We start from the raw sequence: 26,578 nt of genomic DNA, 5'->3' as shown, positions 1-26,578 counted from the left end.
CACGGAGCACTTTAGTAACTTCAGTATAAAAGAGGCTATTCACTTTATCGTTTGTTCCAGATGACGTTTACCTTACAATATTGCAAGATACGAATTTCAAAAAAATCGGCTGAAAAGGAATTAAAAAGAAGATGCTGCGTTGGCAGCATCTTCTTTGCAATTCTATATACTCTTCAGTGCATTCATTCTTCATCTTTTCCCAGACATCACTGTGAATAAAGAAAATTCCTGCAGATCACAAAAGTTTGAAGTCCGTCAGTTCTTTATGGTTCTTCAGCAAATCCAGAAAGGCAGAAAGGGCTTTTGTTTGGAAAGGCGATCTTGTCACGATCGAAAAATCCCTGGTGTATGGAAGACCTTCTACATTCAGAACTTTCAAGTCCCCATAGCGCAGCTCTTTTTGAATCGCCCACTCGGAAACCAAACTGATGCCCATGCCCGCTTCGACCATGGCTTTAATGGGCTGTGTGCTGCTGAAGTGCATGAGGGACGGAGGTAAAATTGAAAATTTTTTAAAGACAGCTTCTGATGCTTCCCTTGTCCCTGAACCGAGTTCCCGCAATATCCACGTTTCTTCAATCAGCTCGTTTATTTTTATGGGCTTAGTGCGCTGCACCAAAGGGTGATCGGCAGCAGCGACTACGAACATCCGGTCTTCAGCAAAAGGTTCAGTCTTCAACTCCTGGACTCCTTTGAAATGGCCTTCTACAATGCCGACATCCAATTGATGGCTGAGGACGAGTCCGGCAATGGTAGTAGTGTTGCCTATGGTGACAGTTGGCTTGATATCCGGAAATCGCTCTTTTGCTTCTGCGATAATTTGCGGCAGCAGGTATTCTCCAAATGTATAGCTGGCACCAATGGCAATCGATCCGCTTGCTTTATTGGTGAGGTCATCGAGAAGATGATTCATTTTCGCGTAAAGCTCTTTGATTTCGATGGCATGGTGGTAGACGATTTCTCCAGCCTTGTTCAGCCGCACGTATTTGTTCGTCCGTTCCAGCAATTTGACGCCTGTTGTTTCTTCCAATGAACGGATATACTGGCTGACGGCAGGTTGTGTCATGTGCAGCTCTTCTGCCGCTTTCGAAAAATTCTTCTTTTCGATTACCTTGAGAAATACTTCCAAGCGCTGATCCATCTTTATCCTCCAATCATTTATATGCTTTTGCTTATGATAATCATATTAGATCGTTATTTTACTAATGTATAGAAGTTTTTTATACTAACTGCAGGAGGTTTCATCATGTCTGCACATCATAATAAACCTGCACGATCCAATTCCACCGGTTTATCACCGGCAGCTGCATGGATTGGCGGAGTGCTATTTACTTTTCTTTTGGCTTTTCTCGGCTATTTATTGGCTCAAATCCCCGGCTTCAACCAAGTCGGCCAACTTGCCTGTGCCATCATCATTGCGGTTTTTTACCGGCAGATTTTCGGTTATCCGAATGCCATCCGTTCCGGCATTGTGTTTTCCTCAAAACGCCTATTGCGGGTCGGCATCATTCTTTATGGATTGAAACTGAACATCGATATTATACTGAGTGATGGACTTGGTTTGTTGCTGCGGGATATGGTTGTCATTGCTTTCGCAATTCTGTTGACAGTGTGGCTGGCGAAGCGCTTTAAAGCCGATCAGACCATTTCCCTGTTGCTTGGCGTGGGAACCGGAGTTTGCGGAGCGGCTGCGATTGCCGCAATCGCCCCGATCATCAAAGCTAAAGACGAAGACACGGCAATCAGTGTCGGCATAATCGCCCTTGTCGGCACGGTCTTCGCTATTTCATACACCATTCTTCGTCCGTTTTTGCCGCTTGATGATGTCCAATACGGCATGTGGGTCGGCATAAGCCTGCACGAAATTGCCCATGTGGCATTAGCCGGAGCGCCGGCTGGTGAAGACGGTCTGGCAATGGCGTTATTGGGGAAATTGGGGCGTGTCTTCCTGCTCGTTCCTCTTTGCTTGATTTTTATTTTTCTGATGAAACGAAAAGACAAAAATCAGGAAACAAACGCAAAAATTGAGTTTCCCTGGTTTCTTCTCGGCTTTCTCTTATTGAGCGTTTTAGGCAGCTATGTTTTTGGCCAATCGATTCCATTCCCGCAAGAGTTGCAGGAGTTTGTATCGACAGCGACTACCTGGCTCCTGACGGCTGCGATGGTTGGGCTTGGATTGACGGTTAGTCTTCGTGATTTGCGTGAACGTGCCATGTTGCCGCTCGCTGCAATGACCATTACATCGATATTGCTGGCAGTCTTTACATATTTCGCTGTCTGAATAATTTCAAGATGTATTCTACCTAATAAAAAAGGAAAAGCAGATGCCTCCAAGGCCATCACTTTTCCTTTTTTGCATTTATGATTGCGCTGTCCATTCTTCACGCAACATCCCCATCTTGATGGCATCGAAGTAGTTGCCATCCACGACGCGCGCTTTTCGGATCCGTGCTTCTTCTTTCATGCCGAGCCGCTCCGCCACTTTCATCATCCGCTCATTGCCGGACCAGGTAGACATGCCAAGACGGTGAAGTGTTGTGGAGTCGAATAAAAAATCGATCCACAACCGGTAGGCTTCGGAGCCGTACCCACCATTCCAGTACTGGGTGTCGTATATGACAATGCCTGTCTCCAGCCAATCTGTATGGCGGTCGATCCAATAAGCTCCGACGTAGCCAATCGTTTTCTCATCTGCTGTAATGACGAGCGAAGCGGGAACACCATTTGTGATTTCCTCTTCTTCCATCCACTGTTTTCGGTGCTGTTCTTTAGTCAGCCAGGGTTCCGGAATATAAGGGCCGTTCCACTTTTTCGCTTCCTGCTGTTTTTCCTCGTAGCGCCAATAATAGATGCGATCCATCTGGGCTTCTTTTGCTTTTTCTAGTTTTACTTTTTTGCCAGTGACATTTACCAACACCGTTTGCATCCTTTCTCGCCTGCTTTTTATTTTGTATCGATCGGGTTATGTACCCTACCTTTTGGGTTCATGCAGCAGCTTCTTCCGCCACCTGTTTTTCCGGCCAGTTCACCAGAAAGATCCCTGCAAAAATCAAGCTTCCTCCAACTAGTAAAGGCAATCCAAGCTGCTCTCCAAGAACCAGCCAGCCGAACAGGATGCCGAATAAAGGAGCTAAAAACAGAAACGCGCTCACTTTTCCGGAATCACCTTTTTGCAGCAAGTAGAACCACACCGTGAACTGGATGATTGAAGCCGGGATGGCCAGCCATAACAAGATCAAAATGGAGCTTGAATTGATGACCAGACGGGACGTTTCCAGGAAAACCGAACCGACCAGCAAAATAAGCCCGCCAAAAAACATCTGATAGGCAGTCATGACCCAAATATCGAACAGCCCACCCCATTTCTTGATAATCAATGTCCCAACCGACCAAAAAACAGCGCTCAAAAATCCGAGAAACGTACCGATTTCAATCGTCAAATGGCTTCCCATGGCAATGAAGACCCCGGCAAAACCCAAAAGCACGCCTGTCCATTGAACCAATCGGTACCGGATGCCCAGTGCCAGAGTGCCGATCAATACCACCAATAAGGGATTCATGAAAGTTAAAATCGCGGATTCACCGGACGTAATAGTGCGCAGGCTCAAAAAGATCGATCCCATGACGCCGGCTGTTTGGATGGCGCCGATCAGGATCAGCTTGCCCCATTCGCCTTTGTTGGCAGGCTGCTTTCTTTTGAACAAATGCACAAAGACCAGCATCATGCAGCCAGCAATGACAAAACGAAGACCTGCCAGCAACAAAGGCGATATGTAGGTCAACCCGATTTTGGCTACCACAAACGAAGACCCCATCAACCCAGTCGTCAGGACGACCAGAAACGAGAATACTAATTTTTCTTTCACCTGGCCACCCCCTTTACCTGAAGCTTGCCTCCGGACTTCAGCGCTTCTCTATTCCGTATTATTACAAGGCAAGCTATCTTGTCGACAATTTCTCAGCAGTTTTAATGAAGTCAGTCGAGCGCTTAATTGGAATAATCATACCATTTTTAAGAATATAAATTGCACTACTTAATTTTTTTGTGCTCACGTTGTAAGTTTACTTTTAAAACAAAAAAGAGATTCGCTTGTATAAGCGAAATCCCTTCGTTTTCGTTTTCATTTCTGCAATAATCCAAAGCTTAACAACTCGCTTTACAACTTGTCATCTGCCCCGCTGACTTCAACGGAAATGATGAGCATTAAAATGGCTGTAACAATAAGAACGAGAGACATGATTACCAGCATAGGAATCTCCTCCAAGCTTTTTTTCTGTTTGTTTACTGTAGTATACCCAAATTTCTTATCGATAGCGTTGACCTGCATCAACTTTTAGCTGCACCATTTTTTATGGCCAAATTGACCGGAAAAGCCGATTTCCCAGTAATTTTAAAAAATAAAAATGACAGGGATTTCCTTGACGCAGGTCAAGGTTATGTGGGATGGATTTCGGTATGATAAACAATCAATGAAATCTTTTTTAGCTTTTCCTTTTACTTATTAGTCGTGCTAACTCGAAAAGAAAACAGATTTTCCTTCCAAAGAGTGTATATATTTGATAAAATTCAGATAATTATAATAATATTATTTCCGCTTAGTTGCGCCTTTATAGAACTTACCATCCGGTTCTCTAATGTAAATATTAGGAAAGGAGGAACTTAAAATGAATGATTCTTCTTCTACAAACAGAAAGAGCAACACCCGCAAGAAATACGATGAAACTTCCTTGAGCGGCACTTTTGTATCCGTTTTGATTATCGCGGTTTTTATGCTTATCTCCTGGTTCAGCGTATTCTTATTATTCTTGGAGCGCAATTAAAATTAACGGTTTACTCCCGAATTTAGAAAGGAGACTGTCACGCATGCATATCCATCGTTATGAAAAACTATGGTTAATTATCGGCTCTCTTATCTTATTGGTATTCTTGGCCATTTTAGCGATTCAAACTTTTTACCTTGAAATGGGTCCGCCCAGCCATGCTGAGATGATTGATCCGCAAACCGTCAAAGAATCGGAAATCTTTGCAGATGCCGGACTGAAGGAAATTGGCGACAACGAATACGAAATCGCCATTGTAGCTGAAATGTTTTCATTCCAGCCTGGAGACTTGGAAATACCGGCTGGTGCGACGGTGCATTTCACCTTGGCCTCTCCGGATGTCACACATGGCTTTAAGATCACCGATACCAATGTGAACGTCATGGTGGTGCCCGGCCATATCTCGAAAGTCAGCCATACCTTTGATCAGCCCGGTGAATACTTGATCTTATGCAACGAATACTGTGGCCTAGGGCATGAATACATGGCCAATACCATTACAGTCAACTAAACAAATGCAGATCGCTCTGATTTACCCGAATCAATTCTATCAGAAAGAAGGGGAAACCATGACGCATATCACCGATATACACACTCGCCATAAAGGGGCAGCTGTAAATGAAGATGTCGCAGCCGGCATCTCAAAGCGGGATTTCTATTTGTCCATTGCTAATTTGTCCATCGCTTTTATCGCTTTGCTGGTCGGCGGAGCAGCAGGCTTGTTGCAGGGATTTGTCCGCAGCGGATTTTTGGAACTGCCTTCCTGGATCAGCTATTATGCACTTTTAACGGCTCACGGAGTCCTATTGGTTTTGGTATTAAGTTCTTTCTTCAGTATCGGGTACTTGTACGCAGGAACTTCGCGTGTACTGGGCGGTCTCGCCGATAAGACACTTGCTTTCGGTTGGGCCGGATTTGCACTAATGACTGCTGGGACAATCATCGCCGCCTTTTTCATCTTGGCTGGCGACGCTAACGTTCTTTACACATTCTATACACCGATGCAGGCACATCCATGGTTTTACATCGGACTGGCTCTTCTGGTCGTTGGAATCCTGTTGAATTGCATAGGGATGTTCATCACCTACCAGAGTTGGAGAAAACGAAATCCAGGCGTGCTGACTCCACTATTTGCCTTCTTCTCGAATGCTGTTTTTGTTCTGTGGGTTTTCGCTTCACTCTTTATCGCTGTATTCGTCGTCGGAATGGTCATTCCTTGGGCATTCGGATGGGTGCCGACCATCGATCCAATGATGGGGCGTACTTTGTTTTGGGCGTTCGGCCATACACTCGTCAACATTTGGATGCTGACATCTATTTCTGCCTGGTATGTCTCTATGCCGAAAATCATTGGCGGAAAAGTGTTCAGTGATTCATTGGCACGTGTCGCAGTCGTCATTCTCGTGGTTGCCAATGTACCTGGTGGGTTCCACCACCAGATCCTCGACCCGGGACTGTCGGTTGAATTGAAATTCTTGCATGTCATCCAAACGTTTATGATTATCTTCCCTTCCCTTATGACAGCTTTTGCAATGCTCGCAACCATGGAGCGTTCCGGAAGGGCAAAAGGCGTGACGAGTTTATTAGGATGGTGGAAAATTTTGCCTTGGTCCGATGCACGCTTTTTCGCTTTGATCGTCGCGATGCTTGCGTATATTCCCGCTGGGCTCGGTGGCATCATCAATGCCAGCAACCAGGTCAACCAAGTGGTCCACAACTCGATTTGGGTCACCGGCCACTTGCATTTGACTGTCGGCACGACGGTCATGCTGACTTTTTTCGGCATATCCTATTGGTTGATTCCATATCTGTCCGGAAGAAAACTGACGCAGAACCTTAATCGACTGGGCATCGCCCAAACCATCATTTGGGCTTTCGGCATGTTGCTTATGTCGGGTGCCATGCATGCCAATGGCTTACTTGGCAGCCCGCGCCGAACTGCGAATACAACGTATAACGGGCACAGTGCCGCTTCTGACTGGGCGCTTTATGAAATGTTCATGGCCATGGGTGGTGTTATCCTGTTCGTGGGCATTCTGCTGTTGGTCTATATCTGGATTCAATTGGCATTTTTTGCACCAAAAGGTGATACTGATTTTCCGATCGGCGAGGATTACAATCCGAAAGACGCTTCGCCTTTATTCATGGACCGCTGGTCGATATGGGTGGTGCTTGCCACACTTTCAATCGCCATTGCCTATGTGATTCCATTGCTGGACTTCGCTTCAGGCCACAGTCCGGGTTCACCGCCATTTTTGATGCCTTGATCCATGCACTAATTTACGATATCCAAAAGAGGAAGAACCCAAACGGGCTCTTCCTCTTTTGCTGTTTCTTTTATCATCAATCTGGCATCCAGCAGTCCCTGTTATCAAAGTACAAATTTCCTCATCTAGCCATCCTGTCGAAACCTGACGGAGAACAGGGTCCCTTCGTCGCTTGTGTTAACATCAATTTGCGCGTTATGGCGTGCGGCGATGGCATAGGTTACCCCAAGGCCCAATCCGGTTCCATTGTCTTTTGTGGTATAGAAAGGTGTGCCGATTTTTTTCAATACGTTCTTGTCTATTCCTCCGCCTTGATCCCGGATCTCCAGAACAGGTGTGTTTTCATTTTCCATATACGTTCGGATTGTCAGCAACTTGCCCGGCTCCATGGCTTCTAAGCCATTGCGGCACAAGTTAATGAGCAATTGGCGGATTTCATCCCGGTTCAGCAACATTTCAGGAATCGGCTGTGTATGGAATTCGATCGCCTTATTTTGATTGAAAGTATCGATTTCCAAAAGCGGCGCAATGTCATAGATAATGGCATTCAGATTCTGCATTTTCATATCCGAAGAACGCGTATTGCCGATGGATAGAAACTCAGAAATAATCGAGTTGGCGCGATCGAGTTCATCAATCATCAAATCAAAGTACGTATTGTATTTCTCTAATCCTTGCTCACCTGTCAGTAATTGCAGGAATCCCCGGACGGTGGTCATCGGATTTCGGATTTCGTGGCTGATTCCGGCTGCCATCTGGCCGATCAGCTCGAGGTTCGACAAACGCTGCAATTCCATTTCATATTTCTTCTTCTCGGTGGTATTTTTGCACAGGCAGCAAATGCCGTCATCAAAGGGATAGGCAACCACTTCAAAACAGCAGCCATTTGCTGAAGACACTTCAAACTGGACAGGGACTCTCTCGACCATTGCCCGATGGAGTTCCTCGTGCAGAACCGGATTGAGTGTATCGGGGTAAACTGTCCAAATGCTTTCCCCGAGTACATTTTTAAAAGTTTTTCCTTTAGGCAGGTATTGATGTTCATTGATGTAAATGAACTCCCATTCCTTGTTGAGTGCAAAAAATCCATCCGTGATGCTTCCAATAAGACTCGTTACTTTGTCGTTGGCAGTCGCCAACTGATTGGTCCGCCTCGCCACACGCAGCTCCAGCTGGTCCATATACGTTAGATTCGAATAAGTCAGCGCTGTAGCATCAACAATGGAATGCGCTAAATGGACCTGTGATTTTTCATCGGCTTGCAGCGTCTCCATCAGGCAAGCAATGGCGATAAATCCGAAGACCTCTCCTTTGGAAATCATCGGAATCAACAGCAGCCTGCATCTGTCCTCACTTGGGATAAATTTGACTGTCCGGTTGACCATGACTTCATGAATCACATGGTCCGTCTGTTGGTTGGTTTGAATATCTTCAAGCGCTCTTTTCCATTCATCTTCAGACCACTCGGAATCTTTGCCCATTTTCTTGAAACTGAGGTTTCCTTCTTGTTCTGGGTCGCGAAGAAAAGCTGCGACATTATTGCAATCTACCGTCTTGCCCAAATAATGAAAACACGTATCCAAGGTTTCCGGAATGGTTGAACACATGGATAGTTCCCGGTTTGCATCAAGCAACAGCTGCTTCTCCGCAATCAAGTACTCCTTCTGTTTCAAGTTGTTGGCATTCTGAATAGCGACAGCCGCCATATTGACGTACGCTTCAATGCTTTGGATCTCAATTTCCGTCAAATTCATCCGCTTTCCGCAATCAAACAAAAAAATCAGCCCGTATAAATGCTGTTCATAAATAATTGGCAGCCCTAGCAGTGATTTGATATTAAACGCAGCCACCGACCTTGGATCCGGACGCGAATCAATGGAGGTATCCGGAATATAAATCGTTTGTTTAGTTTCCATGACTTGTCTAGCAAATGCATCTGCTTCAAAATCGATCAGTTGTGCAGTGATCATCTCGTTATTGATGAAGTCGGGTTTACCAGCCACCCCTCTGTATACTCCATCTTCACCCGGCAAATAAATTCCGACAGAATCGCATTGGACGATTTCTTCAGATATTGCTGTAGTGACATGCTGCAGCATGTCGTTCAATTCCAGCTTGGTATTGATGATTTTCGTCAATTCAGCCAGCCTCGAATATCTTGTTTGTTCTTTTAACATGGCTATTCGCTCCGCTCTTGATCATCGGGAAACGGGGTTGCAGCTTCCCGATGCAACTCCCTCTATTCCGTCAAGACATTATGTCAGTAGCTTACCATAAATGATTTCTCGCGGCTAAATAATTTCTGCTGAACTTGCGGTTAGTCGCAATTCTGTTAAGCTGACTGCCGTTAGACAGGCAGAATGATGCCTGCAAATCCACCGATCAACACTTCTTTAGAAAATTGGTTTTTGCAGCTGAAGGAAGCTTCTATCGCCGTCCGCCTGTTTTCCAGTCGATCGTAGCGATCGATTTTCACGTCACAACGAATGGTATCTGTAGAAAAAACGGGACGCAGAAATTCAAAGTTCATGGTGCGTGCCAGTACATCGTTATCTCCACCCACTTTTGTCGGCAACGTGGCTGTCAATAGACCTTGCACAACCAGCCTGCCTTCTTCGTCGGGCGTCAGGTGATGATTTCCGTAGTCCCCAGAAACCTTAGTGAATAATTCTATGTCTTCTTTCGTAAATGTCCGTTCGAATGTAATGATATCTCCGACAGATAGTGACAAAGCATTTCCTCCTTTTTAGCAGCCTGTTTCATAAAGATGACCTTAATTGTTTTTTCACCCGCTCTTACTCGGCAACTTTTTTGTAGTTGAATACTTGCTTTCCTTCAAATAGGCTGTGTTCTTCTATTATAAACATAAAGAATCGATTCATCTGAAAAATTCATCGTATATTTTTTCGCTGATTATGTTCCAATCAAACTTTCTGCAAAACAGTTAATCTTTCCTTGCACCCAAAAGGACATATGTCCTTTTTTTTGATATCGTAAACTATAGCCAAAGAAAGGGTGTGAAGCGCTTGAAAGGAATCTTTTTTGCATTAGCGGGTGGGTTCTTCCTGACCTTCCAAAGCGTCGCCAACGCCACAATCAGCGACAGCATCGGTACTTGGCAAGCTGCCACGATGACGCAGTTCACCGGCTTTGTGCTGGCAATATTGATTGTCATTGTGCTGCGTGACCGATCTTACTGGAACTTGAAAAACGTGCCGCTTCTTTACGCTTCCGGCGGGCTGCTGGCCGCCATCGTGCTCTACACCAACATGACTGCTGTCCACAGAATGGGCGTGACGCTTACCATCGGCATTTTCCTGATTGCCCAATTGCTAACAGCCGTATTGGTTGACGCCAAAGGCTGGTTTGACATGGTCAAACAACGGATCGGTGTAACGCAGATTGCCGGGCTGCTGCTGATGATCGTGGGAGTTGTCGTTCTTAAATGGTGAAAAATCGAGAACAAACCATCCATGATTACCTCAATCAATACGGAATAGCATCCGTGTTCCCGGAACGTGTCCAGCGGTCAATGCAGCTGGAAAACTTGGCACTAGGAGATTGCTTATTGTCTCAAGGCGACATTTCACAGTCACTGTATTTGCTGGTGGAAGGAAAACTGAAGATTTCCATGCTGTCTCCTGAAGGGAAGCGCCTGATTCTGGCTTTTAAAACGCCTTTCGATCTGATTGGTGACATTGAATACATTCAGCAATGCCCGTTAATCAATACAGTGGAAGTTGTCACGGATTCACGGGTCATCCGGATTCCCTATGAGGTTTTACGTAAAGAAATGGAGAATCATGTTCCTTGGCTTCAATTCCTTCTGGGGACCATCACACAGAAGTTCAAAATGAAATCGCAGGCAATGAATTTCAATCTGTTTTATCCTGTAGACGTGCGTTTGGCGAGCTACTTATTGTCGATGACGCCAAAGCAGCCACAACTCGACTCCGCGTCGCTTATCGATATAGCCGATTTGATCGGTACCAGTTACCGCCATTTGAACCGCGTCTTGCAGCAATTCGAAAAAGCCGGATGGATCACGAAGAAGCGCGGGAAAATCACTGTCCTTGACCGCTCTTCCCTGCTCGCCGAGGCGGGTCAAAATATTTACGAATAGGAGATATGTATATGGCTATCGGCATATTACTGGCATTGCTTGGCGGGGCATTTGTCTGCCTTCAAAATACATTCAACGCCAACGTCAAAAAACAGGTCAGCGTCTGGTCTACTACAGCCCTTGTCCTGCTCCTCGGATTTGTGGCTTCACTCGCCGCCGGCCTCGCTTTTGAAGGCAGTAGCCTGTTCGAATTCCAGGCACAGCCCTGGTTCTGGTTCAGTGGCATTCTCGGTGTCGGCGTTGTCGCTTGTGTAACACAAGGCGTCCAGCTTCTCGGACCCAGCCGCGCCATTTCCCTGATTATGGTGTCGCAGATTTTCTTCGGCCTCATGTGGGACACACTCGGCTGGTTCGGCCTGGAAAAAGTGCCTTTCACCTGGCAGTCTTTGCTCGGTGTCCTGCTGATTAGCGGAGGTGTCCTGTTGTTTCAGCTTGGACCGAACCTTGAACAGCGCTATGCCTTAAAACGAAAATCCGTTCGCACAGACAGTTCTGTAAAAGGGTGAAATGCCTAATTATCTACGTTTTATTAATAAACCACATCAAAAAGGAAGAGCCGTTGTTGCAGCTCTTCCTTTTTGTATGCAATTCAATAATAGATCATTTCATATATCGGTATTCGCGCAGGCTGTTCAAATTGAAGATTTCCTGCAATAAGCCTTCACCGATATTCGTTTCTCGTACTTTTTTGCGTTCCAGCTCTTCATCGACGAGGCGTTTCGCCGACAAGACATCGGTCCCTTTTTGCAGGACTTCTTCTTTCGAATTGAAGAGCTGATGCGCGACCAGCTGCATGCCATATGAATTGTACAACAGCGTATAGCCTGCGATTCCGGTGGTCGATTGATAGGCTTTAGAGAATCCGCCGTCGATGACCAGCATCTTGCCGTTCGCTTTTATTGGATTTTCGCCGTCGCGTTCCTTGACTGGCGTATGGCCATTGATGATGCGCCCGTGGTCCGGATTCAAATCAAACTCCTCCAGCATTTTACGGCACATGTCCTCATCTTCACGCAAATAATAATACGGATTTTTCCGTTCCTTATGCGTGTCTTTGTCTTTGATGAAATAACGCTCGAACGTCGTCATTTCCCTTTTGCCGAAAAGCGAGGAATATTCGCCAGTCCATAAATACCAGACCATATCGGTCGCGAAATCGTCGGTTTCTTCAGGATGGGCAAATGAATGGCGAAGATAATCTTCAAACAGATCCAGCAGATCACGGCCGGCATAACTTTTCCCATCGATTTCCATCTTCTCCATATTGCCTTCTTCATCCAGCGGAATGCAGCCATGAATCAGCAGATTGCCATTGTACTTCAAATAAAGGCTGCCTTTTTTCATGAGGAAATTCATATGTCTTGCCAGTTTTTCAGAATGCTGTAGTGAGAACAGCAATTTATCGATGACCTGCTCTTCTTCTTCCAGCAATTCATCCGGCTTTTCCGGATTGACAGTAGCGAAACAACCGTTTTCCAGTGGATAGGTTTTCCCGTGGATAGTGGCTTCATTTTTATCATAATCCACTTTTTCAAGCAGGAGGCGATCTTCCATAGCAAAACATGGGCGTCTCTTGATGATTGGGCTTTCCAGCTTGAACTGGATAATGGAAATGGCCTGGTGGATTTTGGTGATTTGCAGCTGTTCCTGCTCGGTCATGGTTTCCCCTGAAATTCTTTTCGGGTGGAACGCTGGATTGTCCTCATAGTATTTTTCGGCCAGGTTCAGCAACGGCCGCAGATTGATGCCGTAAACGTCTTCAATGATGTCCAGATTGTTGTAACGTGCACAAATGCGGATGATGTTCGCAAGACACACTTTCGATCCTGCAAAAGCCCCGATCCAAAGAACATCGTGATTTCCCCATTGAATATCGACGGAATGGTAGTCGATCAGCGTGTCCACGATTTTATGCGGATCCGGCCCCCGGTCATAAATGTCGCCCACCACATGCAGATGATCCACAACCAATCGCTGTGTTGTATAAGCAAGCCCGATAATCAGCTTATCGGCTTGGCCAAGCGCAATGATCTGCTCAACCATTTTGGCGTAATACTCTTTTTTGTTTTTGAATTCATCGGTTTTGTACAACAGCTCTTCAATGATATAGACAAATTGCTTCGGCAAGGCTTTGCGAAGCTTTGAGCGCGTGTATTTGGATGACGCATACGAAACAAGTTTCAGCATCCGCTCAATAACTTCTATGTACCATTCCTGCAATTCCTTTTTGCTGGTGAAATTGCTTTTGATCAATTGCAGCTTTTCTTCAGGGTAATAGACCAATGTCGCAAATTCATTGAGCTCTTTTTCACTCAGTTCCTCTTTAAATAAGTCCTTGATTTTCACTTTGACATTGCCGGAACCATTTCGCAATACGTGCTGAAATGCCTGAAACTCCCCGTGTAAATCGCTTACAAAATGCTCCGTCCCTTTCGGCAGATCCAGGATGGACTCCAGGTTGATGATTTCAGTTGCCACTTTCTCTTCACTATCGTATTTTTGCGCCAACAGATCCAAGTATTTTAAATTCAACATGGTGCATCTCCCTTCACAACTTGCTCGTAATTTTCTGTCGATTAAATCCAAATAGATTATGGCTTAAACACCGGTATCCAACTCTAATGTTATCCTTATAAAAAACAGTTTACTTACACTTTAAATAATGGTCTTATTTGGATAGAAGGTAAATTAACCAGCTTCTTTTACTGATAAATGAGAATGGAAGCGAACTTTTGTCAATAAGACCTCCAATAACCAGATAACAGGAAAAATTAGGCTTCCTTATGATTCAGTTTACCGCAGAACCCTTATAAGCTCTAGTGGAAAAAAGTAGGATTAGAAGAACAAATTGAAAATGGTGTTGAAAAGCGATACACCAAATGAAATAGGAATGGTAAGTTGATGGAGTTCTCAGTAATTGTCAATACCACGGCGTTTCCACAGTAGGAAGAGTTTTAGCAACCGCGTTGAACCTGGCAGATGAATCTGGCGTGGTTTTCCCTGACTGCCCGTACGATTCTGAACACCCTTTGCTGAACGGTAAACAAGAAATCTCTTCCTTGCCCAACCTTAAAGTCGGACGTTGGCCGAATATAGGCCCCTCCAGTTATACTATACTGCTCATTCGTTACATCATGGCTATTTCCTTTATTCGTCTCTTTTTCGGAAATTCCTTCCAGAAATAAAAAGCAGCAGAAAAGGATTTCCTTTTTCCGCTGCTCATTTCATGCCTCGTCATTCAATTTTCCAGCCGTTATTCAATCAGCCGGTATGCACAGTTTTCGATATGGTCATGGACCATGCCGATCGCCTGCATAAATGAATATGCAGTAACGGGACCGACAAACTTGAAGCCGCGCTTTTTCAATTCTTTACTCAGTTGAACGGACAAAGGCGATTGTGCTGGAATCTGTGCATCACTCGACCAATTGTTGTGGATCGGCTTGCCGTCGGTAAAGCTCCATAGAAAATCAGCAAACCTTCCCCATTCTTTTTGGATATCCAATATCGCCCGTGCATTGCTGCGGACAGACTGAATTTTAGCGATGTGTTTGACGATCGCATAGTTCTCTTTAATGGACACCAAATCCTCATCTGAAAGTTCCGCACAATAGGAAAGGTCAAAATGGTGGAACGCTTCCTGATAAGCTGTCCGCTTTTTCAGCACAATATTCCAGGATAAGCCTGCTTGTGCGCCTTCAAGTGTCAGCATTTCGAAAATGTAGCGGTCATCAAAGCTCGGCCTGCACCATTCTTCGTCATGATAAGCCTGCATAAGTGCATTGCTTTGCGCCCACAAACAGCGGTTTTCCATATACGCCACCCCATTTCTTAAGTTCTTTCTACTATACCATTTTAATCCTGAAACGATAAAAGGGTGTTCAGCCTAGGCTGAACACCCTTTTTACCGGATTCGCGGGTACTTGGCGCAATCCTTAAATCAATAAATTGAATAGCATCGAATCGTTGTTAAGGTCTTTATAAGGGAAGCCGTTTTCCGCCATGCGTTGAACAAGCGGCTCGTAGTCTTCACGGCATTTCAGTTCGATTCCGACCAGCACCGGCCCTTCTTCGCGGTTTGTCCGTTTCGTGTATTCGAAATGCGTAATGTCATCCGTCTCGCCCAGGACCTGTTCCATGAATTTACGGAGCGCTCCTGCACGCTGAGGGAAAGTGACGATGAAATAATGCTTCAAGCCTTCATAAATCAAGGATTTCTCTTTGATTTCCTGCATGCGCTCGATGTCATTATTGCCGCCGCTGATCACACACACCACATTCTTGCCTTTGATGTCGTCTTTATAAAAATCAAGCGCGGCGACAGATAAAGCTCCTGCCGGCTCCGCGACGATGGCATTTTCATTATACAGCTGCAAAATCGTCGTACAGACCTTGCCTTCGGGAACCAAAGCGATATCGTCCAAAACATCCGTGCAGATCGCCATAGAGAGATCGCCTACCTGTTTAACCGCAGCACCGTCCACAAATGTATCAATGGTATCCAGGCGCGTCACTTGCCCATTGGCAAGTGAGGTTTTCATGCCGGCAGCACCTTGAGGTTCCACGCCAACCAATTTCGTCGAAGGGCTGATTCCCTTCAAATAGGAACCCACTCCGGACGCCAATCCGCCTCCACCGATCGCACAGAACATATAATCCACCGGTTCTTGCATATCGTTCAGCACCTCGACCGCGACCGTTCCTTGGCCCGCAATGATGCGGCTGTCGTTGAACGGATGAACAAAGACTTTTTCTTCCACTGTGCAATAATCCATTGCCGCAGTGAATGAATCATCAAAAGTATCGCCGATCAAAACAACCGATACCTTATCTCCACCAAAGCGTTCCACTTGCGACACTTTTTGGCGAGGTGTCGTCAGGGGCATGAAGATTTTGCCTTCAATGCCAAGCGCAAAGCAGGAGTAGGCGACGCCTTGCGCGTGATTGCCCGCACTGGCACAGACCACTCCTTTGGCACGGTCTGCGGGGCTCAGGCTGCGGATGAAGTTATAAGCGCCGCGCAATTTAAAAGACCGCACCACTTGCAGATCTTCGCGCTTTAAATACACATTGCAGTCATAGCGTGCAGATAACAGTTCGTTTTTCTGCAACGGCGTCTTGATGACGACATCTTTGAGCGCTTGGTTGGCTACCATAATTTCTTCCACGGATACTCTGGCTAATGTAAGTTCTCTGTCGAGCTCTTTGATGTTGCTCTTAGTCATAGATGTCACCTTCTTATTTTTATTTATCTCACTACTCTAACACATCACAACGTCATAATGTCTAGAAGATTGCGACAATTTGTTGAAAAGTTTTTCATGACTGCTTGCTATGAAATTTACACCTTCTTTCAACAAAATTCAGGCCTCACTCTAGTTCCCTATATTCATCGATATTCACTTCTCTACCCATTTGTTCCCCATTGCTTTTTTAAGGACTTCACATGAATAACGAACCATTTCCCCGCCTTGTCGAATGAATGAATAAAACCCACTCCTGCATTCAAAGGAGTGGGTTAATTTGTTTATTCTTTTTTTTCAATCCGGTAAGCAGCAACTACTTTGCCGTCTGTCGCTTCATCAGCAATGAATGATCCGTTTGAATAACGGTCCACATTTTTTAGTGAATTGGCAACCAATGGAATTCGTATTCCTTTAGCTGTTTCAAGCAGAATCTCTTCTTTTCCGGTTGCCCCAATAACGGCGACGACGCGATGAGGATTTGATTTCAATTCGCGCAGCATCACTACGCCTCGTTTCGCGCGGCTGCCACTTTCGAATTCCTGAAGCTTCATTTTCTTAGCTGCTCCCCGTTGGGTCACCAGCACAAGTTCCTGTTTCACTTCCGGGTCAATCATCACTGCAGAAACAACTTCATCGCCGTCCTTCAGGTTGACGCCTTTGACTCCGGCGGTGCGAAGTCCAGTAAGCGGCACTTCATCCATCGGGAAACGAACACCATATGCTTGGTTGGTTCCGATGAACAGTTCCGTCTCTTTTGTCACCAATCCAGCGAATATCATGACATCGCCAGATTTCAAGTTCATGGTTTTAATGGCACGCGAATACCGCTGGATCTGATAGTCTTTTAAAGCTGAACGTTTAACCTGGCCGAATTTCGATACGGTCAGGATACTGGCATCCGCATCAAAGTTCTCAAATGGGCAGACGGCAAGGATCGATTCATTCGCATCTAATTGGACGATGCTTGATAAATGCTGGCCGAGGTCTTTCCATTTGATGTCCGGTAATTCGTTGATCGGCTGGTAAACGAAATTCCCGGCTGTAGTGAAAATCAGAATCGTATGCTGAGTGTTCAAATTGCCTTCGAACAACAAATAATCCGATTCCTTCATCGCAAAATCTTTGCCGTTGGAAGCCGCATGCGAACGGGTGCTGGTCCGCTTGACATAGCCTTCCTTCGTAACCGTCACGACCACTTCTTCACTCGGAATCATGATTTCGCGTGTAATGGTGATTTCTTCAATTTTGTCTTCAATGACTGAACGACGCGGTTCCGCAAACTTCTTGCGGATCGTTGCCAATTCTTTTTTGATGACGTTTTTCAACTTGGTTGCACTGGTCAGGATGCCGGTCAACTCAGCGATGAGTTTTTTCAGATCCTGCTCTTCTTTTTGAAGATCAGTGATATCCGTATTGGTGAGACGGTATAATTGCAGCGACACAATCGCTTCTGATTGAGCTTCCGAGAAATCATACGATGTAATCAAGTTGTTTTTAGCATCCCGTTTGTCTTTTGAAGAACGAATGGTTTTGATCACTTTATCCAGAATCGACAAAGCTTTCATCAAGCCTTCCACAATATGCATGCGGTCGCTTGCTTTTTGGAGATCAAATTCCGAGCGCTTGGTGATGACTTCTTTTTGGTGTTCAATATAGGCATCAAGCATCGTTTGCAGGGTCATCATCGTTGGCCGGCGATTATGGATCGCCACCATGTTGAAATTGTAGCTGACCTGCAAATCAGTATTTTTGTATAAATAATTAAGGATGCCAATAGCCTGAACATCTTTTTTCAGTTCAATGACAATACGCAGGCCGGTTCTGTCGGATTCATCGCGTACTTCAGAAATCCCTTCGAGTTTGCGGTCAAAGCGGTGATCATCGATTTTCTTGATCATGCTGGCTTTATTGACTTCAAACGGAATTTCCGTAATGACGATTTGTTCTTTTCCGCCTTTTAATGGTTCAATTTCCGCTTTTGAGCGGACAATGATCTTGCCTTTACCGGTTTCGTAAGCTTTACGGATGCCGTCCACCCCTTGGATGATGCCCCCTGTCGGGAAATCTGGTCCTTTGATGACGGTCATCAATTCAGCAACGGTTGCCTGTGGATTGTCCATGCGCATCAGTACCGCATCCAGCACTTCGTGAAGGGCGTGAGGTGGGATATCAGTCGCATAACCGGCAGAAATACCAGTTGATCCATTGACTAAAAGGTTCGGAAAACGTGCTGGCAGAACGGTCGGCTCCATATCCGAATCATCAAAGTTCGGAATGAAGTCAACGGTGCGTTTGTCGATGTCCCGCAGCAATTCAGATGAAATCGCAGACAGGCGTGCTTCTGTATAACGCATTGCAGCCGGCGAATCGCCGTCCATCGACCCGTTGTTACCGTGCATTTCAACGAGCATGTGGCGGATCTTCCAGTCCTGGCTTAAGCGAACCATCGCTTCATAAACCGAACTGTCACCATGTGGATGGTAGTTACCGATAACGTTACCGACAGTTTTTGCTGATTTCCGGAACGCTTTATCATTGGTATTGCCTTCGTGGTACATCGCATATAAAATCCGGCGCTGAACGGGTTTTAAGCCGTCACGGGCATCCGGCAGTGCACGGTCCTGGATGATGTATTTGCTGTAACGGCCAAACCGATCACCGATTACTTCTTCCAGTGGCAAATCTTGAAATCGTTCGGTTTGTGTCATACAAGTTCCTCCTCAGCGTGAATCAAATCATTTTCAAGAATATTGCTGTCTTCTTCCAGTCCGAAGTCGACATTGTTTTCAATCCAGCGGCGTCTCGGCTCGACTTTGTCACCCATTAACGTCGTGATGCCGCGTTCTGCACGGGCACTGTCTTCAATGGTTACGCGGATCAGTGTCCGTGTTTCCGGGTTCATGGTCGTTTCCCACAATTGGTCTGCGTTCATCTCACCCAGACCTTTATAACGCTGCAGCATATAGCCTTTTCCGACTTTTTTGATGGATTCATCAAGATCGGCTTCTGTCCATGCATAGTCGATCACTTCTTTTTTGCCGATGCCTTTGGAGACTTTGTACAGTGGCGGCAACGCGATGAAGACTTTGCCTGCTTCAATCAAAGGCTTCATGTAGCGGAAGAAGAACGTCAGCAGCAGCACTTGGATGTGCGCACCATCCGTATCGGCATCCGTCATGATGATGACTTTGTTATAAGCAATGTCGTCGATTGAAAAATCCGAAGATACCCCGCCGCCGATGGCATGGATAATGGTCGAGATTTCTTCGTTCTTCATGATTTCCTCAAGTTTTGCTTTTTCAGTGTTGACGACTTTCCCGCGCAGCGGCAAAATCGCTTGGAATGTCCGATCGCGCCCCTGTTTTGCAGAGCCGCCGGCCGAATCTCCCTCCACCAGGTACAATTCATTTTTTGCAGCATTTCGGGATTGGGCAGGCGTCAATTTACCGGATAGCAAAGCATCCGATTTTTTTCGTTTCTTGCCGTTTCGTGCGTCTTCCCGTGCTTTTCTAGCGGCCAGGCGAGCCTGTGATGCCCGAATCGCTTTGCGTACCAGAGATGCGCTGAGATCGGCGTTTTCTTCCAGGAAATACATTAATTTTTGGGACACGACCGAATCGACGATGCTCCGTGCTTCGCTCGTACCCAGCTTGCTTTTCGTCTGTCCTTCAAATTGCAGCATCCCTTCGGGAATGCGGACAGAAACAATAGCTGCCAACCCTTCGCGGATATCCGAGCCTTCCAGGTTCTTATCTTTATCTTTCAAGAGATTTATTTTTCTTGCGTAATCATTGAAGACTCGGGTCATCGCTGCTTTTGCGCCGGTTTCATGTGTACCGCCGTCACGAGTACGGACGTTATTGACGAATGACAAAATCGTCTCGGAATAGCCATCGTTGAATTGGAAAGAAAACTCGATTTCCATCTCATCCTGCTGCCCCTCGATATAAGCCACTGGATGCAGCACATCTTTTTCTTCGTTCAAATAAGAGACGAATGCTTCAATACCGGTTTCGTAATGGAAAACATCCTTGGCTTCTGTCCGTTGATCGAACAACTCGATCTTCAGTCCTTTCAGCAAGAAAGCCGATTCGCGAAGACGTTCTGACAATGTTTCATAATTGTATTTGCTTACGGAAAAAATGGCGTCATCCGGCAAAAAGTGAATGACTGTACCGGTTTCTTTCGTTGAACCGATTTCTTCCAATGTGGTGACCGGTTTGCCGCCATTTTCAAAACGCTGGCGGTATTTTTTGCCGTCGCGGTAAATAGTGACTTCCAAAAACTTGGACAGTGCATTGACCACTGACGCACCAACTCCGTGCAGGCCTCCACTTGTTTTATAGCCGCCTTGTCCGAATTTCCCTCCAGCATGCAAAACCGTCAAAATCACTTCTGGCGTGGGTTTGCCGCTGCGGTGCATTCCTGTAGGCATGCCGCGCCCATAATCCCGCACACTGATGCTATTGTCTTCATGGATCGTAACGGTGATTCTGTCTCCGTAGCCTGCAAGCGCTTCATCAACTGAGTTATCAACAATTTCATAGACTAAATGGTGAAGTCCGCGTGTGTCCGTTGAACCGATATACATCCCCGGCCGTTTTCTGACGGCATCTAAGCCCTCGAGTACTTGGATCGCTTCTTCGTTGTATGCCGTGCTTTGAATTTTAGCCATCTAATTCCCTCCAACAAACATCTGTTCGTATAATTCTCTCTCTTAATCGTATTCTATTCTATGGCCATCTGTCAAACTTCATAGAAAAAGAGCGCTGGGCGCTCTTAGCGGTAATGCCTTATTTCAGAATGGCGTGTTCCACTTTGATGCAGCGGTCCATGATGACCGTATAGCCTGCATCAGCCAATCGATTAAATACATTCTCATCCACTACATTCAATTGTGTCCAAAAAACTGGACAATCGATTTTCATAAATTCATCAGCGATATCTTCCAAAAACTCACTGCGCCGGAAAACGTTGACGATATCCACTTTTTCTGGAATATCACTCAAAGAAGCGTAACTTTTTTCGCCCAGTACGGAATCTGTCTGCGGATTAACTGGGATAATGCGGTAACCGGCCCGTTGCATAGCTTCCGAAACCATATAGGATGTTCGGCTCGGATTAGGGCTGAGCCCGATTACAGCGATGGTTTTCGCATTGTCGAGTACGTTTTTGATTTCTTCACGGCTAGGATTGTTCAAGATGATCACCTGTCCTTTTTATTCTATCATACACGATTTCGTCTTGCCTGTTGAATAATCTGCCATCTATTGTTCAAAGATCTTCAGTCATGGTAAACTGATACTACAAAATAAGGTTGTTTTAAAGGAGTTTATCATGAGTACATTGCTTCCTATTCTATTAGCTTACCTGCTCGGCTCAATTCCATCTGCTCTGTGGATCGGAAAGTTATTCTACAATACCGATATTCGCACAAAAGGAAGCGGCAACCTGGGCGCCACCAACACATTCCGAACTCTCGGCAAAAAAGCAGGCATTGCCGTTACGCTGCTGGATATCCTGAAAGGGACCGCTGCTACATTGATTCCCCTGTACATTGCTACTGATATCCATCCATTGATATTCGGGGTTGTTGCAGTCATTGGCCATATCTATCCTGTATTCGCCAAATTTAAAGGCGGAAAAGCAGTTGCAACTTCAGGCGGCATTCTGTTGGGCTACCAATGGCCACTATTCATCATGGCAGTTGCAGTGCTATTGATTGCATTGAAAATCACCAAAATGGTATCTTTGTCTTCAATCATCTTGGCTGTGGTGTTCATCATCTACACCACCATCTATGGAGTGATCACCGGTGATTACTTGTTTATGGTCGTCATCTACATTTTAGCGATTTTCATCATTTTCCGCCACCGGGCTAATATTTCCAGAATCCGTGCGGGTACAGAACCAAAAATCAACTGGTAACATCTGCGAAAGGACGTGCCATATGCAAATCAAAATCAGTGACGACGCATTCAATTGGTTTAAGGAAGAAATGGAAGTGTCTCCCGGTGAGTCGGTCAGGTTTTTTGTCCGCTACGGAGGTGCAAGCAAGCTTCAGCCCGGATTTTCTTTGGGCGTCACTAAAGATCAGCCTCATGAAATGGCTGTTCAGGTGGAGGAAGACCAGGTCACCTACTTTATTGAACAAAGCGATGTCTGGTATTTTGATGGACATGATCTTCAGGTCACGGTTAATGATGACCTGCACGAACTTGATTATTCATACTCAAAACAGAACGCTTAAATGAATGAATAGTTGGTTTTTTTATACATTCTCATGCATAAAAGCTGCCGTTAACTGTCTTGATTTTGACAGTTAACGGCAGCTTTTTCGATGTATTCCGGATAAATTCAAGAGTGGTTTAGATGTTCAAGACCTGGGAATTGCAACAAAATTTATCAGTTGAATAATATTGCTACACGTATTCCCCCGAAAATCACGAGCCTTTTCGTCCGCACATCTTTCGGCAATTCGAGTAGAATAAAGAGTTTTTTTACCGATGAAATCTGTTTAATTGCTCCAGATAACCTTCAGTCTCCAAGATTTCCCGTTGCCGATCGCCGAAAAGATCGAAATGCGGGTAATCTCCCCGCAAATCCATCCACTCCCGTTTCAATCCGTATTTTTTGCCCCATTCCTCCAATTTGTCCATGTCGCAGCAACCCACTTTCGTCACGGTGCTGCAGCCGGGAAAACGCTCATCCACCCAGTAATGCGTCAAGAAAGCAATTCGGCCGTCCGTGACATCCTGTTTCCAGCGATTCAATTCGTCCCTTTTAATTCCGAACGCCATCGGCCACCTGCTTTTTGATTTCTTCGTATTTGGCGTGCCATTCGGGATAAATCTTTTTGATGGACACTGGTCGGAAGTTGTCTTTTTTGACCACGACATGTTCAGAGATTGCGGTAGCGGCGATCGTTCCATCTTCATGGAGAATTTCATAGCCATATTTGGTCCGCAACCGGCCATGCTCCTCGACCCACGTCCGGACAACAGCTTTCTGTCCATAGCGGAGTGCCGCCTTATACTGGATGGAGATGTCTGTTACGGGGGATAAATACCCGTCCTTTTCCATACCTGCATAGGTGAATCCCAGGTCTTCAATGAGCTTTGTACGGCCAATTTCCAGCCAAATGATGTAGTTGGCATGATAGACCACACCCATTTGATCGGTTTCTGCGTAACGGATTTCTATTTCTTTTTCACTTATGTACATGTCCATTTCACCTCTACATTAGTATACAAGAAATCTCGTTCTTTATGTAACAGAAAAGGCTGCCGGGGAATTCCCCGGCAGCCTTCACATGAATAAATCTTATACTTCTAGCAATTTGTTGCGCAGCACCATTTGCAGGATGCCGCCGTGGCGGAAGTAATCCACTTCGACTTCAGAATCGAAACGTGCCAATACTTTGAACTCAGTCACTTTACCGTCTTCAGCAGTAGCTGTAACAGTAAGGACGTCGCGAGGTTTCACGTCATCAGTCAAGTTGACGCTGATTGTTTCGCGGCCAGTCAAACCAAGAGAATCCGCGCTTTCGCCATTGACGAATTGCAATGGAAGAACACCCATCATCACAAGGTTTGAACGGTGAATACGCTCATAGCTTTCAGCGATAACTGTTTTGATGCCTAGAAGGAATGTACCTTTAGCAGCCCAGTCACGTGAAGAGCCCATGCCGTAATCTTTACCAGTCAAGACAACAAGTCCTGTGCCTTGCTCCTGGTACTTCATAGCAGCATCGTAGATCGCCATTGTTTCGCCCGTTGGCCAGTAAGTTGTGTAACCGCCAGTTGTGCCTGGAGCTACTTGGTTACGGATACGGATGTTAGCGAAAGTTCCGCGCATCATAACTTCGTGGTTACCGCGGCGAGATCCGTAAGAGTTGAAATTACGTGGCTCTACGCCGTTTTCACGAAGGTATAGGCCTGCTGGCGTATCTTTGCCGATGGCACCAGCTGGTGAAATGTGGTCAGTCGTGATAGAGTCTGCGAATTTCGCAACTACACGAAGGCCAGATAGTGCTTGGATCGGTGCCGGTTCTTTAGAAAGACCTTCAAAGAATGGCGGGTTTTGAATATAAGTTGATGTTGCATCGAACTCATACAATGAATCGTCGTTAGTTTCAATCGCATTCCATGCTTCGTTCTCGTTGAATACGTGCTCGTATTCTTTGCGGAACAATTCTGGAGTAACTGTGTCTTTAACGACTTGTTTGATTTCTTCAGTTGTAGGCCAGATATCTTTGAAGAAGACATCTTTTCCTTCTTTGTCTTTGCCGATCGGCTCAGATTCAAAGTCGATATCCACAGTTCCAGCAAGTGCATAAGCAACAACAAGCATTGGAGATGCCAAGTAGTTAGCTTTAACAAGTGGGTGGATACGTCCTTCGAAGTTACGGTTACCTGACAATACAGATGATACCAATAGATCGTTGTCCAAGATCGCTTCTTCAATTTCAGGAAGCAATGGACCCGAGTTACCGATACATGTTGTACAGCCGTAGCCAACAAGGTTAAAGCCGATTTGGTTCATGTAGTCCAACAAACCAGAATCGTTCAAGTAACCTGTAACGACTTTAGATCCCGGCGCCAATGAAGTTTTCACGTAAGCAGGTGGAGTCAATCCTTTTTCTACTGCTTTTTTCGCTACTAATCCAGCACCAAGCATTACGTACGGGTTAGAAGTGTTTGTACAAGACGTGATTGCCGCAATCGCCAATGCACCCGTCTTCATTTCGGCAGTTTTGCCGTCTTTGAAGTTAACTGTTGCTGTTTTCGCAATTTCAGCTGCATCAAGTGCAAAACCGTGTGGTCCTTCTTCGCCTGTTACAGCTTTGTTGAACTCAGGTTTCATTTGAGACAAAGGAATCAAATCCTGTGGACGTTTTGGTCCAGCAAGGTTAGGTTCGATTTCAGAAAGATCGATTTCCACAAGGTCTGTGTAGATCGGATCTTCGTTGTCAACTGTGAAGAACATGCCGTTCTCCTGCAAATATTTTTTAGTGACAGCGATTTGGTCTGCATCACGTGCAGTCAAACGCATATAGTCAAGCGCTTCTTCGTCAACTGGGAAGAATCCGCAAGTTGCGCCGTATTCTGGAGCCATGTTGGCAATCGTTGCACGGTCAGCAAGTGGCAATGTTGTAACACCAGGGCCGAAGAACTCAACAAATTTACCTACAACACCTTTTTTACGCAAAGTTTGTGTAACTTTCAACGCCAAATCGGTTGCAGTAGCACCGTTTGGAAGTTCGCCAGTCATTTTAACTCCGATAACTTCAGGAATCGGGAAATATGAAGGCTGCCCAAGCATACCGGCTTCTGCTTCGATACCGCCTACGCCCCATCCAAGAACACCGATTCCGTTGATCATTGTCGTATGTGAATCTGTACCGACTAATGTATCAGGGAATGTTTCGAAAGTACCATCCGCATTTTCAACAGCATGGACAACGTTTGCAAGATACTCAAGGTTTACTTGGTGAACAATACCAGTTGCGGGTGGAACTGCACGGTAGTTGTCATAAGCTTTTTGAGCCCAGCTAAGGAATTGGTAACGCTCAGCGTTGCGGTCGAATTCAAGTTCCATGTTAATGCGTAGTGCATCTTGTGTTCCGTAGTTGTCAACCTGTACCGAGTGGTCAATAACCAGATCCACTGGAATTTCAGGGTTGATTTTGTTCGGGTCTCCACCCATTTCAGCCATAGCTGAACGAAGTGCAGCCAAATCAACGACTACTGGTACGCCTGTGAAATCCTGAAGGATAACGCGTGACGGCTTGAATGGAACTTCAGCTTCTTTGTTAGCGTCTTTGCCCCATTTTGCTAATTCTTCAACGTGCTCATCTTTGATTACGTACCCGTCGTGCTGACGCAATACGGATTCCAATAGAACTTTGATTGAATAAGGAAGGCGTGATACTTTAGCGATCCCTGCTTCTTCTAATGCTGCTAAACGATAATAGTTAAACGTTTTGCCATTTAGCTCAAAAGAAGTGCGGCTGTTGTGCAAACTGCTCTTTGCCATTTGTGTGTTCCTCCTTTAAATCTTCTGAAAAGGCTCGTGACAGCACTTTTCTCCTCTTCCATCATACCTAATGCTTGAGCATA

The 26,578-nt window shown here is 45.6% G+C and carries 23 protein-coding genes; 9 read left to right on the top strand and 14 right to left on the bottom strand.

The window, feature by feature from the left end; genetic code table 11:
- Positions 1 to 235 precede the first annotated feature (235 nt).
- Positions 236 to 1,141 carry a LysR family transcriptional regulator gene (locus tag IRE19_RS07730; protein WP_203339892.1) on the bottom strand — a complete coding sequence of 302 codons (906 nt, stop codon included), beginning with the start codon at positions 1,139 to 1,141 and terminating at the stop codon, positions 236 to 238.
- Positions 1,142 to 1,246: 105 nt separating this feature from the next.
- Here IRE19_RS07730 and IRE19_RS07725 point away from each other — a divergent pair, with 105 nt between their 5' ends.
- Entirely contained in the window at positions 1,247 to 2,281 is a 1,035-nt protein-coding gene (locus IRE19_RS07725; protein WP_203339891.1) for a YeiH family protein, read from the top strand.
- A gap of 78 nt (positions 2,282 to 2,359) precedes the next feature.
- Here IRE19_RS07725 and IRE19_RS07720 read toward each other — a convergent pair whose 3' ends face one another.
- A complete protein-coding gene (locus tag IRE19_RS07720; RefSeq protein WP_203340049.1) occupies positions 2,360 to 2,914 on the bottom strand; it encodes a GNAT family N-acetyltransferase in 555 nt (184 codons plus the stop codon).
- Between the two features lie 70 nt (positions 2,915 to 2,984).
- The gene (locus IRE19_RS07715) at positions 2,985 to 3,866 is read right to left on the bottom strand and encodes an EamA family transporter (RefSeq protein WP_203339890.1); all 882 of its coding nucleotides are present in this window, start codon (positions 3,864 to 3,866) and stop codon (positions 2,985 to 2,987) included.
- 799 nt (positions 3,867 to 4,665) lie between these two features.
- On the opposite strand from IRE19_RS07715, the gene IRE19_RS07710 reads away from it, so the two are divergent.
- The 3 genes from IRE19_RS07710 to IRE19_RS07700 are packed head-to-tail and all read left to right on the top strand — an operon-like array spanning position 4,666 to position 7,088.
- The gene (locus tag IRE19_RS07710; RefSeq protein ID WP_203339889.1) at positions 4,666 to 4,821 is read left to right on the top strand and encodes a cytochrome c oxidase subunit 2A; all 156 of its coding nucleotides are present in this window, start codon (positions 4,666 to 4,668) and stop codon (positions 4,819 to 4,821) included.
- A gap of 43 nt (positions 4,822 to 4,864) precedes the next feature.
- Positions 4,865 to 5,332 (top strand): cytochrome c oxidase subunit II, encoded by a 468-nt coding sequence (locus tag IRE19_RS07705; RefSeq protein WP_191715783.1) that lies wholly within the window; start codon positions 4,865 to 4,867, stop codon positions 5,330 to 5,332.
- A gap of 58 nt (positions 5,333 to 5,390) precedes the next feature.
- Positions 5,391 to 7,088 carry a cbb3-type cytochrome c oxidase subunit I gene (locus IRE19_RS07700; protein WP_203339888.1) on the top strand — a complete coding sequence of 566 codons (1,698 nt, stop codon included), beginning with the start codon at positions 5,391 to 5,393 and terminating at the stop codon, positions 7,086 to 7,088.
- A 125-nt stretch (positions 7,089 to 7,213) separates the two neighbouring features.
- Here IRE19_RS07700 and IRE19_RS07695 read toward each other — a convergent pair whose 3' ends face one another.
- Together IRE19_RS07695 and IRE19_RS07690 are read right to left on the bottom strand one after the other, a co-directional pair.
- Entirely contained in the window at positions 7,214 to 9,265 is a 2,052-nt protein-coding gene (locus tag IRE19_RS07695; protein WP_203339887.1) for a GAF domain-containing sensor histidine kinase, read from the bottom strand.
- Positions 9,266 to 9,435: 170 nt separating this feature from the next.
- The gene (locus IRE19_RS07690) at positions 9,436 to 9,819 is read right to left on the bottom strand and encodes a hotdog family protein (RefSeq protein ID WP_203339886.1); all 384 of its coding nucleotides are present in this window, start codon (positions 9,817 to 9,819) and stop codon (positions 9,436 to 9,438) included.
- Between the two features lie 295 nt (positions 9,820 to 10,114).
- Here IRE19_RS07690 and IRE19_RS07685 point away from each other — a divergent pair, with 295 nt between their 5' ends.
- The 3 genes from IRE19_RS07685 to IRE19_RS07675 are packed head-to-tail and all read left to right on the top strand — an operon-like array spanning position 10,115 to position 11,717.
- A complete protein-coding gene (locus IRE19_RS07685; RefSeq protein ID WP_203339885.1) occupies positions 10,115 to 10,540 on the top strand; it encodes a DMT family transporter in 426 nt (141 codons plus the stop codon).
- Complete coding sequence (locus IRE19_RS07680) at positions 10,534 to 11,211, top strand: Crp/Fnr family transcriptional regulator (protein ID WP_203339884.1); 678 nt, start codon at positions 10,534 to 10,536, stop codon at positions 11,209 to 11,211. The genes IRE19_RS07685 and IRE19_RS07680 overlap by 7 nt, the downstream gene beginning before the upstream one ends.
- 11 nt (positions 11,212 to 11,222) lie before the next feature.
- Entirely contained in the window at positions 11,223 to 11,717 is a 495-nt protein-coding gene (locus IRE19_RS07675) for a DMT family transporter (RefSeq protein WP_191715789.1), read from the top strand.
- A 94-nt stretch (positions 11,718 to 11,811) separates the two neighbouring features.
- Here IRE19_RS07675 and IRE19_RS07670 read toward each other — a convergent pair whose 3' ends face one another.
- The 6 genes from IRE19_RS07670 to IRE19_RS07645 form a co-directional block, all read right to left on the bottom strand.
- Positions 11,812 to 13,743 carry a fructose-1,6-bisphosphatase gene (locus tag IRE19_RS07670; protein WP_203340048.1) on the bottom strand — a complete coding sequence of 644 codons (1,932 nt, stop codon included), beginning with the start codon at positions 13,741 to 13,743 and terminating at the stop codon, positions 11,812 to 11,814.
- A 721-nt stretch (positions 13,744 to 14,464) separates the two neighbouring features.
- Complete coding sequence (locus tag IRE19_RS07665) at positions 14,465 to 15,025, bottom strand: DNA-3-methyladenine glycosylase I (protein WP_203339883.1); 561 nt, start codon at positions 15,023 to 15,025, stop codon at positions 14,465 to 14,467.
- 121 nt (positions 15,026 to 15,146) lie between these two features.
- A complete protein-coding gene (gene ilvA, locus IRE19_RS07660; RefSeq protein WP_191715791.1) occupies positions 15,147 to 16,436 on the bottom strand; it encodes a threonine ammonia-lyase IlvA in 1,290 nt (429 codons plus the stop codon).
- A 302-nt stretch (positions 16,437 to 16,738) separates the two neighbouring features.
- Entirely contained in the window at positions 16,739 to 19,165 is a 2,427-nt protein-coding gene (gene parC / locus IRE19_RS07655; RefSeq protein WP_203339882.1) for a DNA topoisomerase IV subunit A, read from the bottom strand.
- Positions 19,162 to 21,132, bottom strand: coding sequence for a DNA topoisomerase IV subunit B (gene parE, locus IRE19_RS07650; RefSeq protein WP_191715793.1), 1,971 nt, complete (start codon positions 21,130 to 21,132; stop codon positions 19,162 to 19,164). The genes parC and parE overlap by 4 nt, the downstream gene beginning before the upstream one ends.
- A 118-nt stretch (positions 21,133 to 21,250) precedes the next feature.
- On the bottom strand, positions 21,251 to 21,664 hold the full coding sequence (locus IRE19_RS07645) for a CoA-binding protein (RefSeq protein WP_203340047.1): 414 nt from the start codon (positions 21,662 to 21,664) through the stop codon (positions 21,251 to 21,253).
- A gap of 130 nt (positions 21,665 to 21,794) precedes the next feature.
- Here IRE19_RS07645 and plsY point away from each other — a divergent pair, with 130 nt between their 5' ends.
- Together plsY and IRE19_RS07635 are read left to right on the top strand one after the other, a co-directional pair.
- Positions 21,795 to 22,385 (top strand): glycerol-3-phosphate 1-O-acyltransferase PlsY, encoded by a 591-nt coding sequence (plsY, locus tag IRE19_RS07640; RefSeq protein WP_203339881.1) that lies wholly within the window; start codon positions 21,795 to 21,797, stop codon positions 22,383 to 22,385.
- Between the two features lie 22 nt (positions 22,386 to 22,407).
- Complete coding sequence (locus IRE19_RS07635) at positions 22,408 to 22,707, top strand: HesB/YadR/YfhF family protein (RefSeq protein ID WP_191715795.1); 300 nt, start codon at positions 22,408 to 22,410, stop codon at positions 22,705 to 22,707.
- 250 nt (positions 22,708 to 22,957) lie between these two features.
- Here the strand turns inward: IRE19_RS07635 and IRE19_RS07630 are convergent, their stop codons facing one another.
- The 3 genes from IRE19_RS07630 to acnA all read right to left on the bottom strand — a co-directional run bounded on the left by IRE19_RS07630 (position 22,958) and on the right by acnA (position 26,495).
- Positions 22,958 to 23,257, bottom strand: coding sequence for a hypothetical protein (locus IRE19_RS07630; RefSeq protein ID WP_191715796.1), 300 nt, complete (start codon positions 23,255 to 23,257; stop codon positions 22,958 to 22,960).
- On the bottom strand, positions 23,241 to 23,681 hold the full coding sequence (locus tag IRE19_RS07625; protein ID WP_191715797.1) for an acyl-CoA thioesterase: 441 nt from the start codon (positions 23,679 to 23,681) through the stop codon (positions 23,241 to 23,243). Before IRE19_RS07625 ends, IRE19_RS07630 begins: the two co-directional genes overlap by 17 nt.
- A gap of 99 nt (positions 23,682 to 23,780) precedes the next feature.
- A complete protein-coding gene (acnA, locus tag IRE19_RS07620; protein WP_191715798.1) occupies positions 23,781 to 26,495 on the bottom strand; it encodes an aconitate hydratase AcnA in 2,715 nt (904 codons plus the stop codon).
- Positions 26,496 to 26,578: the final 83 nt, after the last annotated feature.

This window comes from Planococcus beijingensis (assembly GCF_016820615.1).
Taxonomy (GTDB): domain Bacteria; phylum Bacillota; class Bacilli; order Bacillales_A; family Planococcaceae; genus Planococcus; species Planococcus notacanthi.
The sequence above is the reverse complement of the archived record's forward strand: the minus strand, read 5'-3'. Positions and strand labels throughout refer to the sequence as shown.